The sequence below is a fragment of the Oleidesulfovibrio sp. genome (assembly GCF_047973035.1).
Lineage (GTDB): Bacteria > Desulfobacterota > Desulfovibrionia > Desulfovibrionales > Desulfovibrionaceae > Oleidesulfovibrio.
Window position 1 is genome coordinate 1 of sequence record NZ_JBKEBF010000038.1, and the last position, 15850, is coordinate 15850.

Here is a 15850-nt window from a genome sequence, read left to right on the forward strand (position 1 = left end):
GTTGTACGACCAATTTGGCGATCTTAAGTTTAAATACCGGAATCGCGAGTTTTGGTGCCGTGGATATTACGTAGATACAGTTGGAAAAAATAAGGCTAAGATACAAGATTACATTAGGCACCAACTTGAGCATGATAAGCTTGGTGATCAATTATCTCTTCCATATTCTGGAAACCCGTTTACGGGTCGCAAGTAACAGAGATGCAGATGCCAGACGAACGTGCGCCTGCTAGGGCGCTGCTAGTAAGAAAGCCTTATAGGCGCATATGAAGAACCCCCAGCTATGCTGGGGGGTACCTTTTTTATTCCTGCCAGATTAACGAATCCGGACCATGTTGCGGCCTGAAGTCTTTGCCAGATACAGCCGTTGGTCGGCGATGGCGATAATTCGCTTGGGAGTAAGCTCTACAGGGGTCAGTTCATCAGCCTCGGCTATGCCGCCGCTGAAAGTCACCCGCATGGAATACCCCTCAGCATCAAATACTTTTTGTGCAAGGCGTTCGCGCAGTCTGCTTAGAATTTTCAGAGACTCTTCGCGTCCGGTATCAAGCAGCAGGATGACAAACTCTTCTCCGCCAAATCTGGCTACAACATCATATGGACGCAGCGACTGAGAGAGTATTGTCGCAAATTCGCGGATGACAGTGTCTCCTGCAAGGTGGTCGTACGTGTCATTAATCTGCTTGAAGTGGTCAAGGTCCAGCAGCGCCACAGAAAGATTGCTTTTTTTGCGTTTGTATTGCTCAAGGTGCAGTTCCAGCTGGCGGAAGAAGTAGCGCCGGTTATAAAGTCCTGTGAGGGTGTCAGTCTCAGTCAGGTGTTCCAACTCCATCTGGTAGGATTTCAGCTTACTTACATCCATAATGACACCGGCTGCGCGGGGAGAGCTATTGATCATCTGCCCTCTGCACAGTAACCACTTTCGGCTGTCTTGTTCCGCTACTTCCAGCTCACTGTCACAGGTACGGGCTTCACTTTTCTGCATTGTGTGCAGCAGGTGGGCGAACGCCGCCGATCCGGGAATACTGCGATTTTTTGCAAGACTGCTCAGTGTTGTCTTTATGGGCTTGTCGCTGCCGCCAAGCATGCCGTGGGCTTTGCCGTCCAGTGCTATCTGGTCTGTATCAAGGTTCCAGTCCCACCAGCCAAGGTCTGCCGCCCATAATGCCAGCGAAAGGCGTTGTTCGCTGCGGTGGGTCCTTTCTTCTGCTTCGCGGCGAGAGGTGATTTCTGTCGAAAGCTTGCGGTTGAAGAACCAAAGGGCCAGACATAATGTTATCGTACCCAGCAAGGAAACTAAGCCGAAGCGGACTCCCCAGTGTGAGAGTAAATTAAATGTTTTGTCCGGATCATATAAAAAACCTTCGAGCGAATATCCGGGCTCTGTCAGCCCCAGTTGTACCAGCGTGTCAGCCATATGTTTCCAGCGTCCGGGGTTCATGTGGCCCAGATCAACAAGGTGCGGCATGACAAGGTTGCGGGTTTCCTCTGCTTCAAAGAACAGATGCTCGCGGGAATGAGCAAAGGGATGATCGCTGTATTTTGCTAAAATCAACTCTACCGCTTCTTCTTCATTGTCAAAAGCGTATTGCCATCCTTTCAGGCTGGCCTCAAGAAATGCTTTAACTCTTTCCGGCTGCTCGGCTATTTCATTTTCAGAGGTAAATATCGAGTTGCCGTAAAAGTCGATGCCGTATTGGATAGGGCGGATGAGGCGATAAGGGATGCCACGTTCTTTCAGAAAAAACGGCTGGCTGGTGGAATATGCTGAAATGGCATCTACTTTGCCGTCCAGCAGCAGCTGCGGGTTGAATGTGGAGTCCACATGGGTCAGCTGGGTTACATCGATACCTTCGTTGTTAAGCATGGCATAGGTTTCGGCATCGCTTTCCAGCCTGCCCATTTCAAACACTCTGCCGACAAGATCTTGCGGCGTATATATACCGGAATCTGCCCGTGTGAGGATAGAGCTTGCAGAATGCTGGAAAATGGAGGCAAGCATGACCAGCGGCGCTCCGCGCAGCCTTGCCAGCAAAACCTCTGCCGCGCCGATGCCATAGTGTGCATCGCCTTGCATCACTTCCTGTACGGGAATGATTCCCGGGCCACCGGATTTGATCGTTACATCAAGCCCTTTTTCTGCGTAGAAGCCTTTTTCTTTGGCAATGTAAAAGCCGGCAAACTCAAATTCATGTGTCCAGTGTAATTGTAGAGTGATTTTCTGCTGTTCTGCCGCAGCAGGTCCCGCAGGCATGAGCAAAAGAGCCGGACACAGAATTGCGCCCAGCAGCAAGTAAAGCAACTGATGTTGCAAGTGTTGTTTAAACGATGCAGGCATGACCTGACCTTCCTCCCCCCGGTCGAACGAACAGTAGCTGCGTGCGATACGTATTTGTGAATGTGAGAAAGCGGCACCCTTATTTTCGGGTGTACGCCTGTCGTATAAGTAATATCAATGCCTCTATGTAATCGTATTGTCAAACAGATGTCTATGATAACCGGCCCATCGCGTTACGGGTTTTGCGTGTCGGGGTTGCATTTGCCGGGTCGTCAGGCCACGGGTGCTTTGGATAACGGCCTTTCATTTCCGCTTTGACTGCATGGTAGCCCGAGCTCCAGAAGTTTTTTAAATCCTGAGTTATTTGCAGGGGCCTGCCTGCAGGTGAAAGCAGATGCAGCAGAACTGCGATTTTTCCTTCTGCTATGGTGGGCGTTTCAGTTGCTCCGAACATTTCCTGCAACTTTACCGCCAGAACGGGTATAGGGCCGGAGTAGTCCAGCCTGATAGCCGAACCTGAAGGAACAATAAGCTTTTCAGGGGCCTCTTCATCCAGACGTTTGGACAAAGGCCAAGGCAGCAATGCGCGGAATGCCGCTTGAAGGTCGACCTGCTTTAACTGGGCACGACGCCTGATGCCGCCTAAAAATGGCCCGAGCCAGTCTTCAAGTGTTTCCAGCAGTGCGGTATCAGACACATCCGGCCATGGCGTTTGGCAGGGTGTTGGGGCATCAGCTGATAAGTCTGTACTACGCAGCATGATGATACGTTTTCGTATTGACTCAAGCTCGGCATCCCACGGCAGGCATCCGATACCCATTTTACGTATTCCAAGGCACATGGCGGCCACGGCAGCTTCTTCTGTCAGCTGTTCCGGAGCAGGCTTTTCTGCCAGAACAAGCTCCCGCAATGTGCGCCTGTTTTTGGCTTCGACGGAGTATGTCTGTTCATTCCAGCTAACTGAAGCAGTCTGTTTAATGTCCCGGACAAAGAGTGATTCAATGGTGTTCTGACCAATAGGTATAGCAAGCTGAATACGTGCAGAGGCATTTTGTCCGTCCAGCTCGGGAACTACAATATAAGAGGCGGTAGCAAGCGGATTGTCGGCAGGTACTGTTGCGGCTTTTCCGCATGTAAGGACAAAACGACCGCGTTCCGTCGCTTTTCCGATACGATCAGGATAGGCAAGTGCACAAAGAGCAGCCGGTAATTCAGAATGCGACAAGCTGCAGAGCTGTGTTGCAACCTCGGAAGAGGGGATATCATCAATAATCGGGGCGAGCATTGCTTGCAGCTGGCTTACTGTGTTGTCGAATCGCGCTGTAGGTGTTTGCCCTGCGCGGTTACCGTATTTTCCCGCTGAAGATGTCAGGGAATCCAGCGCGTGGGTGATGTTTATATGTTTTCGCAGCTGGTCGGGACGCTCGGTAAGCAGTGCAGCCAGAAGGCATGCCGCGTCCGTAACTGCGTCGTTGCTGCTGGCTGCGGCAGTTATAAGCATATGTGCCAGTCTGGGATGAAGCGGCAGGCGGGCCATGTTTTCGCCATGCGGAGTGATGCGCCAGAGGGAATCTTTTTCAGAAGCGGAAAGCGCTCCGAGCTGTAACAGCAGTTCGCGGGCCTGACGCATGCCTGAAGGAGGCGGCGGTGTTAGCCATGCTAGCTCCATGTAATCAGAAGTTCCCCAGCGGGCGAGTTCCAACGCCAGCGGTGCGAGGTCGGATTCCAGTATTTCCGGCTTGGCAAAGGCAGGCATGGAAGCAGTGCCCGTTACGTTCCACAAACGGTAACACACGCCGGACTCAAGACGCCCTGCACGACCCTTGCGCTGCTCTGCTTCCGCGATGGATGCACGGCGTGTCACAAGTCCGCTCATGCCGCTGCTCGGGTTGAACTGCGCTGTTCTGGAAAGCCCGCAATCCACTACAATCCTGATACCTTCGATTGTCAGGCTTGTTTCTGCAATAGAGGTAGCCAGCACAACCTTACGCGTGCCTGCGGGAGCAGGGGCAATGGCAACATCCTGTTGTTTTGGGGGTAAAGAACCGTGCAGAGGGGCAATCATCACAGGGCTTCCGTCTGGCAAAGTGACCCTTTCCAGAGCTTCTGCCACCATGGAGATTTCACGCATTCCCGGTAAAAAGGCCAGAATGCTTCCTTGCTCATCGTTCAGAGCCTGCCGGATGGCCGAAGCCATAAGCTGCACCGCATGGTTCCGGTGCAGCAGAGACATGCCCGCAGGCGGAGAAAGGTAGCGGGTTTCTACCGGATGCATCCGGCCCTCTGCGGTCAGCACCGGACAATTGCCCATCAAGGCGGAAACAGCCTGACCGTCCAGCGTGGCGGACATCACAAGAATGCGCAGATCAGGGCGCAATGCGGACTGAGCCTCCAGACACAGTGCAAGCCCCAGGTCTGAGTGAAGGCTGCGCTCGTGAAATTCATCAAAAATAACACAGTCAACGCCTGACAACTCCGGATCGTTCTGAATCATGCGGGTCAGAATGCCTTCAGTGATCACCTCAATGCGTGTCCGGCTGCTGACGGCATTTTCGTGGCGGACTCTATAGCCGATTGTCCGGCCAACCTGCTCATTTACTAACTGCGCCATACGACGTGCCGCGGTCCGTGCAGCAAGTCGTCTGGGTTCAAGCATCAGAATGCGTCCCCGCAGGTTGGGCAGGTGTAAAAGGGCGAGTGGTACCGCGGTTGTTTTGCCTGCCCCTGCCGGAGCCTGCAGTACGCAGTTTGTGCAGCTTTCCATAGTGTGCACCAGATCATCGAGAATGGTAGCTATCGGCAGGTTGCAGACGGCAGAAGGAGTGTGCGTGGACATTGCGTTGTAAATAAGGTTGGTTGTTAATTCATTGAGCCGTACAGGCAGGAGAGAATATACGAAACACGGTCCTGCGGCTGCTGTAGTGACCAGATGTTTGGCTCAATGTGCTTTTCATGTCAAAGAAGAGCGTACAGAAAAAAGTGTAAAACAGGCTGGCAGCTGCAAGCGGCAAGGAGCTGTGACAATAAAAACACAGGCCAGGTCAGCACCACAGCAGGCACCGTGGCAGGCACTGATATGTCTGACCGGCCTGCCTTGCATGGGGCGTACGGCTGCTTTTCTGCGCTGTTGATGGCCTGTGGATTTTAGTTGGCTACTTGCCTTTACTTTAATCATGCGGCAGAAAAACAGGAGTATTGTTTCGTCCGGCCCTTTTTGCACATGATAGGGGGATGTGGATGTACAGCTTTTGCTGCAGGTGGTTGCTGCAGGTGGTTGTCCGGCCGGCGTACACATTTTTGTTCAGGAGCGAATTATGATGATAAGGAAAAATCGCAATGTTGTGTATGTCTTGTTGCTGCTTGCCGCAGGTGCGGTGATGATGCTGGGTGCCTGCTCGCCCCGTTCGGGTGTTGATTCTGCTGCCCCTGCTATTGCAGACTCCGCCACGTTGACATCTGGTCAGTGGCTATTGGAGTCGCTTGAAGGGGTCTCTGTGTCTGCTGATGCCGGAGTGACAATGACCTTTGACGCAGAAGGCAAAGTGTACGGCTATGGTGGCTGCAATAACTACTTTGGTTCGTGGAAACTGCAGGACGATATGCTTGTGTTCGGCCCCATGGGCAGCACCAAGCGTGCGTGTATGAATGAAGCCATGCAGCTTGAAGATGACTTCTTCAAAAGCCTTGGCACGGTAAAGTATGCCCTTAAGGGAAATGAGGGACGTTTGCTGCTTTCTCCCACCTCTGAAGCGAAAGCCGATACTGCTCTGGTTTTCGTAGCGAAATAAATAGATATACGGTGTTGGCAGTTTTGGGCTGCCAGCACCGTTTTTTTATTCGGGTACGCGACAGCCGGTAACAGCATCATTGCGGAGACCGTGCGTTTTTTCAATCCGTCCGCGCCCGATGTCGGTACCTTTTGCCTTCTTTCTGTTCAATTTCTGCAGTTTGTTATCCATTTTGGATTGTCTGCTCCGCGCAGTTTTGCATAGCCTGAATGTCGCAGCTTTATATACGAAGCCGTTTTCTGGCGTTAACCGGGAATATAATCTCACGGGGTGATTGTATGATTAATAGAATTCAGTCGGGTGGCCTGCAGGTTGCCTCTTGTCTATCGTGCGTTGTCGCTAATGAAATCGCTCCTGATACCGGCATTGATCCTGTGGACTTCTGGGCCGCCGCCGAAGATGTGTTCAGTGAATTCATTCCTCGAAACAGAGCGTTGCTCGAAAAACGTGAAACTTTACAAACGGCCATTGATGACTGGCATCTGGCGCGTAAAGGCCAACCGCATGATGCACAAGCCTACAGGGCGTTTTTGCAGGAGATAGGCTATCTGCTGCCCGAAGGTGATGACTTCAGCATTTGTCCGCAGGGCGTTGATCCGGAAATTTCTACTGTTGCCGGACCGCAGCTTGTGGTTCCTATTACCAACGCCCGCTATGCGGTGAATGCCGCCAACGCCCGTTGGGGTAGTCTATATGATGCGTTGTATGGTTCTGATGTGTTGCCCGATGAAGGTGAACTGGCCAAAGGCAGTGCATACAATGCCGCACGGGGGCGTGAAGTCATGGCTCGGGCAATGCAGTTTCTTGATGGTGCGGTACCGCTTGCAGGCGGTTCGCATGCGGCTGTGACCGCTTATGTGCTGGTTGATGAAAACGGCACCAAAAAGTTGATTGCACGTACCGCGAGCAGCGATATCCAGCTGGCTCAGCCTGAAAAATTTGTCGGCTTTTCCATGGAAGGTAGAGCAGAAAATGCTGATGAGCCGGGTGTTATTGTTTTTTGTAACAACGGCCTGCATATAGAACTGCATATTGACCGCGCTCACCTGATTGGTTCTGCGCATCCTGCAGGTGTAAAAGATGTCGTGCTGGAAGCTGCCGTTACGACTATTCAGGATTGCGAAGATTCCGTAAGTGCGGTGGATGCAAATGATAAATCAAGAACGTATCAGGCATGGTTTGGGCTGATCAAAGGCGACATTGAAGCCAGCTTTGTAAAAAATGACAAGGTGCTGGTGCGCAAGCTGAATACAGATCGCTGCTACCTGAAGCCTGATGGTACTGAGTTTGTTTTGCCGGGGCGCAGCCTTATGCTTATCCGTAATGTCGGACACCTGATGACCACCGACGCTGTGCTGATGCCGGAAGGAACTCCTGTGCCGGAAGGGATTCTTGACGCCCTAATGACCGGCTATATTGCGCTTCATGAGCTGCGCGGCAACGTGCGGTACAAAAACAGTCGCACCGGAAGCGTGTATATTGTTAAGCCCAAAATGCACGGTCCGGAAGAAGTGCAGTTTACGTGCGATCTGTTCAGCAGAGTGGAAGACCTGTTCGGCCTGCCGCGGAATATGCTTAAAATAGGCATTATGGATGAAGAGCGCAGGACATCTCTTAACCTGAAAGAGTGCATCCGCGTTGCCCGTGAACGGGTTATTTTCATCAATACCGGTTTTCTGGACAGAACAGGTGATGAGATTCATACCAGCATGGAAGCCGGTCCTATGGTCAGAAAGAACGACATGAAAGCCGAGCGCTGGATTGCCGCTTATGAAGACTGGAATGTGGATGTCGGACTTGCCTGCGGTTTTTCCGGACGCGCGCAGATTGGTAAAGGCATGTGGCCAAAGCCTGATAGACTGCGTGAAATGGTTGAGACAAAATCCGCTCATCCGCTGGCAGGGGCAAATTGTGCGTGGGTTCCTTCTCCTACTGCGGCAACGCTGCATGCTATGCATTACCATGCGGTAAATGTGCGGGCAGTGCAGGATGAACTGGCGGGCAAGCCCAGAGCGGCGCGGGAAGATATGCTTGAGCTGCCTTTACTTGACGTTGCGCCCGATGCACGGAGCATCCGCGAAGAGCTGGAAAATAATGCCCAAAGCATCCTTGGCTATGTGGTGCGCTGGGTTGAGCAAGGCATCGGCTGTTCCAAGGTGCCGGATATTCATAACGTCGGACTGATGGAAGACCGTGCAACTTTGCGTATTTCCAGTCAGCATATAGCCAACTGGATTCACCATGACATATGTACGCGCGAAGAAGTGCTTGAAGTATTCAAACGTATGGCTGCCGTTGTTGATGCTCAGAATGAAGGGCATCCTGCGTATAGCCCTATGTCTCCGGACTTTGACCGCAGTGTTGCGTTTCAGGCTGCCTGTGACCTTGTATTTAAAGGAAAGGAACAGCCCAGCGGGTACACCGAGCCTGTTCTCCATGACCGCAGGCGCGAGGCTAAAAAACGTTTCGGGCAAGTATAGCAACAACCGGTCGGTTTCGGTAACAGGTAGTATGACAAGAGATAATTGTGCATCATCCGGAGAAATAAGAAATATAGCAGCAGTGCTCGTACGGGCGCTGCTGCTTTTGTTTGTGCGCTAAGGGGCGCTTCATACCCGATTGCCGGAAGAAACTGCAGGCAGTTTAAAAAAGCAGGGCGTGTCAGCCTGTAGTGGAAGGGCGCGTAACCGCTATCTGTTGACAATTGCATTAAAAAGCCCCCTGCGCCTTAAAGGTGCAGGGGGTGTGAGTGCGCATTACGCCGCGCGGAACCTGTTAATTACAGATTCTGGCGGTGTGGATTAGTAGCGACGGCCGTAGCCGCCACCCTGACCACCACGGTTGCCGAAGCCGCCGCCACCGCCGCCGCTGCGACGGAAGCCACCACCACCTGCGCCACCGGAACGTTCGGGGCGGGGACGTGCTTCGTTAACGGTGATAGTACGGCCGGACAGTTCGCGACCGTTCAGAGCTTCGATAGCAGCGTTGGCTTCAGAGTCTTCGGTCATTTCTACAAAGCCGAAGCCCTTGGAACGACCAGTGTCGTGATCGGAGATGATGCGTACTTTTTCTACGGTGCCGTGGGCTTCGAAAGCTGAACGCAGTTCTTCTTCGGACATCTGGTAAGAAAGGTTGCCAACATAAATGTTCATTAGGGTTTATCCTCACACTTCGCCATTCGTTAATCTAAAATTCCAGAGTCAGTCCATGGCGAAGCCAGACAGCCCAGGGGTGCTCATGCACACTAGCGGTACTCTGTGCACGACGCGTTTTCGTCTTGTTCGGGGCGTCCGAAAGTGGACGCCGTCTGTCTCGTCAGGATGCTTTTCGAAATACCGCTAAAATGAGACTGACAACAAGGCAAGACCATGCCGTTCAAAATTATGCAAGTGTTTTTTTTGTGCGTTTCATAAAAAAACTGTTTTTGCAGTACCCGACCTATATGCGTTATGTTTATTAACATATTGTTTTTATTGTTCTATTTTTTGTTTTTTGTTTTTTCTGAACACAATTGCGTGAAGATAGAAAAATAAATCTAACAGGCAAAAAAGAAAGCTCCGGGTGGTCGATGCCAGAGGTGGGGGGGGGAACCTTTGACACCGCATAAACCCGGAGCTGGTCGGAAGGCATAATTACGTATGAGGATGCATAACGATAATCAGATCTAATTCAAAAGAAGTGAGCAAGTTCTGTGCGCAATATACGATTTTGTGTCAATTCAAATGGTAACACTTACTTAACATGAATGATGTATATCTGATAATTGTAAAGAAAGCTGACATTATGGTAATGCCTCCGACAGTAGTGTTGCGCAGGTTGCCAAAAGAACGTACGTTACATGATATAGTTAATAATTTTATGATGTTTCGTGATGCTTGTATTCATGTGGAGAAACTATGAAAGCAGTTACGATAAAAACAGCCGTTAAATCATGGCCTGTGGAAGGCGCTTTTACGATATCCCGAGGCAGCAGGACAGAGGCTGTTGTGGTTGAAGTACACGTTTGCGGCGGGGGGATTACCGGAAAAGGGGAGTGTGTGCCCTATCCGCGCTATGGCGAAAGTGTAGAAGGCGTCTGCCTGCAGATTGCGCAGGCTGCCATGGAACTGAACGGTATGCCGGACAGATCTCTGTTACAGAAGCTTGTGCCCGCGGGGGCTGCAAGGAACGGGCTTGATTGTGCCTTGTGGGACTACGAAGCTAAAAGCTGCGGCAGACGAGTGTGGGATGTTGCCGGACTGCCTGTGCCGGAACCTGTTTATACTGCTTATACTCTCAGCCTTGATTCCGCAGAAGCCATGGGTAACAAGGCGCGCGCCAATGCTCACCGGCCTGTGCTCAAAGTGAAGCTGGGCGGTGAGGGGGATATGGAACGCATCCGCGCCGTGCACGCCAATGCACCATCTGCCCGATTGATTATTGATGCAAATGAAGCATGGACGGTTGAGCAGTACATACGTCTGGCTCCGCAACTGGCAGAGCAGGGCGTCGCGTTGGTTGAGCAACCTTTGCCGGCGTCGGATGACGCGGGGCTTGGAAGCATAGAGCGCCCTGTGCCCGTTTGCGCTGATGAATCGTGTCATGACAGGGCGACGCTGGCTGAGCTTGCAGGCAGATACGATGCCATTAATATCAAGCTGGACAAAACCGGCGGCGTGACAGAGGCGCTGGCGCTGTGCGCTGAGGCAAAAGAGCGGGGCTTTATAATCATGGTCGGTTGTATGCTGGGGTCTTCGCTTTCAATGGCTGCTGCTCATCTGGTTGCGCAGCAGGCCAGCTTTATCGACATAGACGGTCCGCTGCTGCTGGCCGCTGATCAGGATTGTCCTTTACAATATGAGGGCAGTCTGGTGCACCCGCCACGACCAGAATTGTGGGGATAAATTTTTATCGTGTTTTTTCTGCACCGTGCGGCAATAGTTGCACGGTGCTTTTTTATTGCACTCTGGTGGGTGCTTACGGAGTCACATAACATATGCGTCTTAAAACAAATGTTCATACAGTGAACAAAAAGTTGCTTCACTGCGGCAGAAACTGTTCACACGGCAACGGAAATAACGTAAGAATGACGACAAATCCCCTGTACGGGGGTGGACTGCATAAGAGCTGCCGGAATCTGGACAATGCGGAAACTGAAGGGTGTACGTTCGACATGACGGATCAGGTGGCTCGTAACAACAGGGAGACCTACGCATGAAAAAATTGATCAATGCCGTTGATGATGTTGTCCGCGAACAGCTGCAGGGAATGGCCGCTGCACATCCCGAACTGTCTGTTCATATTGATCCGCACTATGTTTGCCGTAAGGAAATCCGGCAGGGCAAGGTGGCCATTGTTTCCGGTGGCGGCAGCGGTCACGAGCCGATGCATGGCGGTTTTGTAGGTTTTGGTATGCTGGACGGCGCCTGCCCCGGCGAGGTGTTCACTTCTCCCACCCCTGACCAGATGTACGAATGCGCCAAGGCGGTAGACCGTGGTGCCGGAGTGCTCTTTATTGTCAAGAATTATACCGGCGACGTGATGAATTTTGAAACCGCGGCAGAACTTTGCCACGCCGAAGGAATCAAAGTTCAGAATATCCTGATAGATGATGATGTGGCTGTTAAAGACAGCTTATATACAGCTGGTCGCCGTGGTGTAGGCACTACAGTGCTGGCGGAAAAGATTGTAGGCGCCGCGGCAGAGGCCGGTTATTCGCTAGAACAATGCGCCGACCTGTGCCGTAAGGTAAACAGCTATGGCCGCTCAATGGGCATGGCGCTTACGTCATGCACAGTGCCCGCAGCAGGAAAGCCCACCTTTGAACTGGCAGAAAATGAAATTGAGATTGGCATCGGCATTCATGGCGAGCCGGGTACGCATCGTAGTGAAATGAAACCGGTGGATGAACTGACAACCATTCTGGCTGAAGGCATTCTGGATGACCCCGCCTATACCCGCATTGTGCGCGAGTTGAATCAGGAAACCGGCCAGTGGGAAGACAAGCAGCTTACCGATGCACCCTTTGCCAAAGGTGACAGGGTGATTGCGTTTGTAAACAGCATGGGCGGTACGCCTGTAAGCGAGTTGTATACTGTTTACCGCAAACTTGATGCTATCTGCAAAGAGCGGGGCATTGTTATTGAGCGCAACCTTATCGGACCTTACATTACCTCACTTGAAATGCAGGGCTTTTCCATCACGCTGCTCAGAGTTGATGACGAGATGCTGAAGTTCTGGGATGCAAAAGCTGAAACACCCGGCTTTGTAAAAAGATGACTTCTGTTTATATAGCAGAACAGATATCGCGAATGATACAGCGCGGCGGCTCTGCCGCCGCGCTGCAGGAGAAAATATATGCAGATGACAAAGGCACAAGTGCTTGCATGGCTTAAGGCTCTTGCAGCTGAATATAAGGCCAGAAAGGAGTATCTGACCGAGCTGGATGCGGCTATCGGGGATGCTGACCACGGCATTAATATGGACAGGGGCTTTGGCAAGGTACTTGAAAAGCTGCCTGCCATGGAAGCCAAAGATGTAGGTGCGATACTTAAAGATACCGGAATGACGTTGCTTTCCAGCGTGGGCGGTGCCAGCGGCCCTTTGTATGGAACGTTTTTCATGAAGGCCGGCATGGCGTTAGCTGGTAAGGAAGAACTGGACGAAGCCGCTGTAAAGACCCTGCTGGAGACAGGTGTTGAAGGTATTGTTTCGCGTGGTCGACCTGTGCTGGAAGATAAAACCATGTACGATGTCTGGAAGCCTGCGGTGGACGCGTATAACTCTGCCGTTGATGGCGGGGCGCAGCTGGACGCGGCTCTGGATGCTGCTGTCGCGGCAGCGGAAAAAGGCGTTGAAGCAACCATCCCTCTGCAGGCTCGTAAAGGGCGCGCAAGCTATCTGGGTGAACGCAGTATCGGGCACAAAGACCCCGGAGCGGCATCTTCGCATATGATGCTTGTGGCGTTGCGTCAGAGTCTGGGCGGATAGCTGCTATGGTAGGTATCGTTATCGTATCACATAGTGCCGTGCTGGCCGAAGGTGTGCGTGAGCTTGCCGATCAGATGACGCAGGGCAAAGTGCGCATTGCCGTTGCCGGCGGGTTGGATGATGCGGAACACCCTATCGGCACTGACCCGATGCGCGTTATGACCGCCATCGAAGAGGTGCAGCAAGGTGATGGCGTTCTTGTTCTGATGGACTTGGGCAGTGCGCTGGTGAGTGCGGAGACTGCCATTGATCTGTTGCCGCCGGAAATGACGGAGAATGTTCGCCTGAGTGCGGCACCATTGGTTGAAGGGGGGCTGGCTGCTGCGGTGCAGGCTTCAATCGGGGCTTCTCTGGATGCTGTTGCAGCAGAGGCAGAAGCAGCTTTGGTTGCAAAGGCAGCGCAGCTGGGTACTCCGCTTGAAGTTGCCGAAACCGTGTGCGAACCCGCGGAAGATTCACGATGGGAACAGGCTGCTTCACTTACGCTTACCATACCGAACAAGCTCGGGCTGCATGCACGTCCGGTAGCACGGCTTGTCGGGGCTATTGGCGGGCTGGATGCAGAGGTGCGGCTTATTTTTGGTGAACAAACGGTTAACGCCCGTTCGTTAAACCAGATAGCCACACTTGCCGTTCGGTATCAGGATGTTGTGGAGTTCAAAGCCATCGGCGTTGATGCCGCTGCTGTGCTGGAAGCCGTCCGCGCATTGAGTGAAAAAAACTTTGGCGATGTGGATGACACTGCCACCATACAGGCCGCAACAAGTAAACGTGTGGATGTAAAACAGGGCGGGGTTGCCGCCTCTGCCGGTTATGCCGCCGGACCTGCGGTACGCTATCGGTCTGCCATGCCGGATGTAGAAGAAGCACCAGTAGAGGATGTGCCCGCTGAAGTGCGCAAGCTGAAACAGGCTCTGGAGCAGGCGGCCGATGAAATCAGACTGCTGGAAAAGCAGACTGCCCGTGTGGCTTCTGCCGCGGAAGGCGAAATTTTTGCCATGCATCGGATGATGCTGCAGGACCCTGAACTACGGGAAGCAACACAGCATGAACTGGAAGAGCGTCGATGCAATGCGGAAGCTGTCTGGCGGGATTTGATACTCGCCACTGCGGAAAAGTACCGTGGGCTGGAAGATGATTTTATGCGTGCCCGCGCTGCTGACGTGCTGGATGTGGGCGCGCGGGTGTTGCGTATAATGACCCGTCAGGCCGCACAAGGGCCGAAACTGGAGCAGCCCTCCATTCTTATTGCAGCTGATTTTGGTCCTTCGGACATGGCGCATCTGGATACTTCTATGGTGCTCGGCATTGTTACCGAGCAGGGCGGTGCTACATCGCATGCCGCCATTCTTGCGCGTTCCATGGGAATACCTGCTGTTGCAGGTGCGGCGGGAGTAATTGCAGGCGTCACAGATGGAACATTGATCGGCCTTGACGGTAATACCGGTGAAGTATGGGCTCCTGCCGATGCTGAGACGGTTACCCGCCTGACTGCACTGCGCGCAGAGTGGCTTGCCGCATTGGCACGGGAACGCGAGGCCGCGGCAGCTCCGGCTGTAACGGAAGATGGTATCCGCATTCATGTCGAAGCGAATATCGGTACTGCTGCAGATGCCGCTCCGGCTGTTCAGAACGGCGCAGAAGGTGTGGGACTGTTTCGTACTGAATTCCTGTTTTTAGACAGGTCTTCTGCCCCGACAGAGGAAGAACAGGTAGCTGCCTATTCTGATGCTGCGGCAGCTTTCGGCGGAAAGCCAGTCATCATCCGTACGTTGGATGTGGGCGGGGATAAGCATATCCCCTATCTGCAACAGGGGCAGCCTCTGGAGGATAATCCTTTTCTCGGGGTGCGAGGCATCCGTTTTTGTCTAGCGCAGGAAGCGCTTTTTATTACACAACTTCGTGCGTTGTTGCGTACCGCGGCGGAACATACCATCAAGGTCATGTTTCCCATGGTGGCCCATCCTGTGGAGCTGCGCGCGGGAAAAGCCTTGCTGGAACGTGCCCGAGCCGAGTTGAAGCAGGAAGGTCTGCCCGCCGGAGACGTTTCAGTGGGGATAATGATTGAAGTTCCCGCTGCGGTGTCGCTGGCAGATCAGCTGGCTGCAGAGGCTGATTTTTTCAGTATCGGCACCAATGACCTTGCACAGTATGTGATGGCGGCAGACAGGGGTAACAGTGCCGTTGCGGCGTTATCTGATGCGCTGCATCCCGCTGTGCTCCGGCAGATTATGCAGACGGTGCAGGCTGCTCATGCGGCTGGCATCACTGTGGGGATGTGCGGAGAGCTTGCCGGTAAGCCTCTTGCGATTCCTTTACTGGTTGCGATGGGGCTTGATGCGCTCAGTATGAATTCTCCGGCTATTCCAAGGGCCAAAGATGTGTTACGTAACCTGAACGTGGAACGGCAAAAATTTCTGGTGGAAAAAGTGTTACAACTGCCAGATGCTGCTGCCGTTCGTACAATGCTGGAACAGCATACAGAGGCGTAATATCCCTATTGCTTATCTACCCGCGACAGCGGGGGTGAACTATAAAGAAGCGCGGCTTGGGTGAGCCGCGCTCTTTTTGTATGCAGAAAACCCCCCGCTAGGCGGGGGGTTCCGTAAAGCTTAAAGCTATAGAGATATTAGTAAAACTCCTTTTGATTTGCTAACTAATCCCTGCGGTCTGGCAACTGCAGGTGGCAAATCAAAAGGAGGCCACAATGGGTGACACTAAGAGTTTAGCCCACACAAAATGGAACTGCAAATACCACGTAGTGTTTGCGCCAAAGTATCGGCGGCAAGTTTTTTACGGAGAGAAGAAGCGCGCA

Annotated in this window: 13 protein-coding genes; 9 read left to right on the top strand and 4 right to left on the bottom strand. The window is 52.6% G+C overall.

Going from position 1 to position 15850, the window contains the following annotated elements; genetic code table 11:
• On the top strand, positions 1 to 196 hold a 196-nt coding region (locus ACK5LI_RS13460), incomplete at its 5' end, for a transposase (RefSeq protein ID WP_416950217.1).
• Between the two features lie 120 nt (positions 197 to 316).
• On the opposite strand, the gene ACK5LI_RS13465 is transcribed toward ACK5LI_RS13460, so the two are convergent.
• On the bottom strand, positions 317 to 2338 hold the full coding sequence (locus ACK5LI_RS13465) for an ABC transporter substrate-binding protein (protein ID WP_416950219.1): 2022 nt from the start codon (positions 2336 to 2338) through the stop codon (positions 317 to 319).
• Between the two features lie 151 nt (positions 2339 to 2489).
• Positions 2490 to 5114, bottom strand: a complete 2625-nt coding sequence (gene hrpB / locus ACK5LI_RS13470) for an ATP-dependent helicase HrpB (protein WP_416950221.1) — start codon at positions 5112 to 5114, stop codon at positions 2490 to 2492.
• Positions 5115 to 5592: 478 nt separating this feature from the next.
• Between hrpB and ACK5LI_RS13475 the strand changes: the two genes are divergently transcribed.
• Complete coding sequence (locus tag ACK5LI_RS13475) at positions 5593 to 6066, top strand: META domain-containing protein (protein WP_416950223.1); 474 nt, start codon at positions 5593 to 5595, stop codon at positions 6064 to 6066.
• Positions 6067 to 6111: 45 nt separating this feature from the next.
• Here ACK5LI_RS13475 and ACK5LI_RS13480 read toward each other — a convergent pair whose 3' ends face one another.
• Positions 6112 to 6237, bottom strand: coding sequence for a hypothetical protein (locus ACK5LI_RS13480; RefSeq protein WP_416950225.1), 126 nt, complete (start codon positions 6235 to 6237; stop codon positions 6112 to 6114).
• 107 nt (positions 6238 to 6344) lie between these two features.
• Between ACK5LI_RS13480 and ACK5LI_RS13485 the strand changes: the two genes are divergently transcribed.
• Entirely contained in the window at positions 6345 to 8546 is a 2202-nt protein-coding gene (locus ACK5LI_RS13485; RefSeq protein WP_416950227.1) for a malate synthase G, read from the top strand.
• A gap of 321 nt (positions 8547 to 8867) precedes the next feature.
• Here ACK5LI_RS13485 and ACK5LI_RS13490 read toward each other — a convergent pair whose 3' ends face one another.
• Complete coding sequence (locus tag ACK5LI_RS13490) at positions 8868 to 9218, bottom strand: RNA recognition motif domain-containing protein (RefSeq protein WP_416950229.1); 351 nt, start codon at positions 9216 to 9218, stop codon at positions 8868 to 8870.
• Positions 9219 to 9962: 744 nt separating this feature from the next.
• On the opposite strand from ACK5LI_RS13490, the gene dgcA reads away from it, so the two are divergent.
• The 6 genes from dgcA to ACK5LI_RS13520 form a co-directional block, all read left to right on the top strand.
• Positions 9963 to 10949, top strand: coding sequence for an N-acetyl-D-Glu racemase DgcA (gene dgcA, locus ACK5LI_RS13495; RefSeq protein ID WP_416950231.1), 987 nt, complete (start codon positions 9963 to 9965; stop codon positions 10947 to 10949).
• Between the two features lie 182 nt (positions 10950 to 11131).
• The gene (locus tag ACK5LI_RS13500) at positions 11132 to 11263 is read left to right on the top strand and encodes a hypothetical protein (protein ID WP_416950233.1); all 132 of its coding nucleotides are present in this window, start codon (positions 11132 to 11134) and stop codon (positions 11261 to 11263) included.
• Positions 11260 to 12324, top strand: a complete 1065-nt coding sequence (gene dhaK / locus ACK5LI_RS13505; protein WP_416950235.1) for a dihydroxyacetone kinase subunit DhaK — start codon at positions 11260 to 11262, stop codon at positions 12322 to 12324. The genes ACK5LI_RS13500 and dhaK overlap by 4 nt, the downstream gene beginning before the upstream one ends.
• A 78-nt stretch (positions 12325 to 12402) precedes the next feature.
• Positions 12403 to 13035 carry a dihydroxyacetone kinase subunit DhaL gene (gene dhaL, locus ACK5LI_RS13510; RefSeq protein WP_416950237.1) on the top strand — a complete coding sequence of 211 codons (633 nt, stop codon included), beginning with the start codon at positions 12403 to 12405 and terminating at the stop codon, positions 13033 to 13035.
• A gap of 5 nt (positions 13036 to 13040) precedes the next feature.
• Complete coding sequence (ptsP, locus tag ACK5LI_RS13515; protein WP_416950239.1) at positions 13041 to 15527, top strand: phosphoenolpyruvate--protein phosphotransferase; 2487 nt, start codon at positions 13041 to 13043, stop codon at positions 15525 to 15527.
• Positions 15528 to 15742: 215 nt separating this feature from the next.
• Positions 15743 to 15850: transposase (locus tag ACK5LI_RS13520; RefSeq protein WP_416945781.1), on the top strand; the 108-nt coding region annotated here is incomplete at its 3' end.

Excerpts from the sequence above, each read along its gene's own strand:
- ACK5LI_RS13485 (WP_416950227.1), top strand. The coding sequence starts at position 6,345 with ATGATTAATAGAATTCAGTCGGGTGGCCTGCAGGTTGCCTCTTGTCTA.
- dhaK (WP_416950235.1), top strand. The coding sequence starts at position 11,260 with ATGAAAAAATTGATCAATGCCGTTGATGATGTTGTCCGCGAACAGCTG.
- ACK5LI_RS13480 (WP_416950225.1), bottom strand. The coding sequence starts at position 6,237 with ATGGATAACAAACTGCAGAAATTGAACAGAAAGAAGGCAAAAGGTACC.
- ACK5LI_RS13500 (WP_416950233.1), top strand. The coding sequence starts at position 11,132 with ATGACGACAAATCCCCTGTACGGGGGTGGACTGCATAAGAGCTGCCGG.
- hrpB (WP_416950221.1), bottom strand. The coding sequence starts at position 5,114 with ATGTCCACGCACACTCCTTCTGCCGTCTGCAACCTGCCGATAGCTACC.
- ACK5LI_RS13490 (WP_416950229.1), bottom strand. The coding sequence starts at position 9,218 with ATGAACATTTATGTTGGCAACCTTTCTTACCAGATGTCCGAAGAAGAA.
- dhaL (WP_416950237.1), top strand. The coding sequence starts at position 12,403 with ATGCAGATGACAAAGGCACAAGTGCTTGCATGGCTTAAGGCTCTTGCA.
- ptsP (WP_416950239.1), top strand. The coding sequence starts at position 13,041 with ATGGTAGGTATCGTTATCGTATCACATAGTGCCGTGCTGGCCGAAGGT.
- dgcA (WP_416950231.1), top strand. The coding sequence starts at position 9,963 with ATGAAAGCAGTTACGATAAAAACAGCCGTTAAATCATGGCCTGTGGAA.
- ACK5LI_RS13475 (WP_416950223.1), top strand. The coding sequence starts at position 5,593 with ATGATGATAAGGAAAAATCGCAATGTTGTGTATGTCTTGTTGCTGCTT.
- ACK5LI_RS13465 (WP_416950219.1), bottom strand. The coding sequence starts at position 2,338 with ATGCCTGCATCGTTTAAACAACACTTGCAACATCAGTTGCTTTACTTG.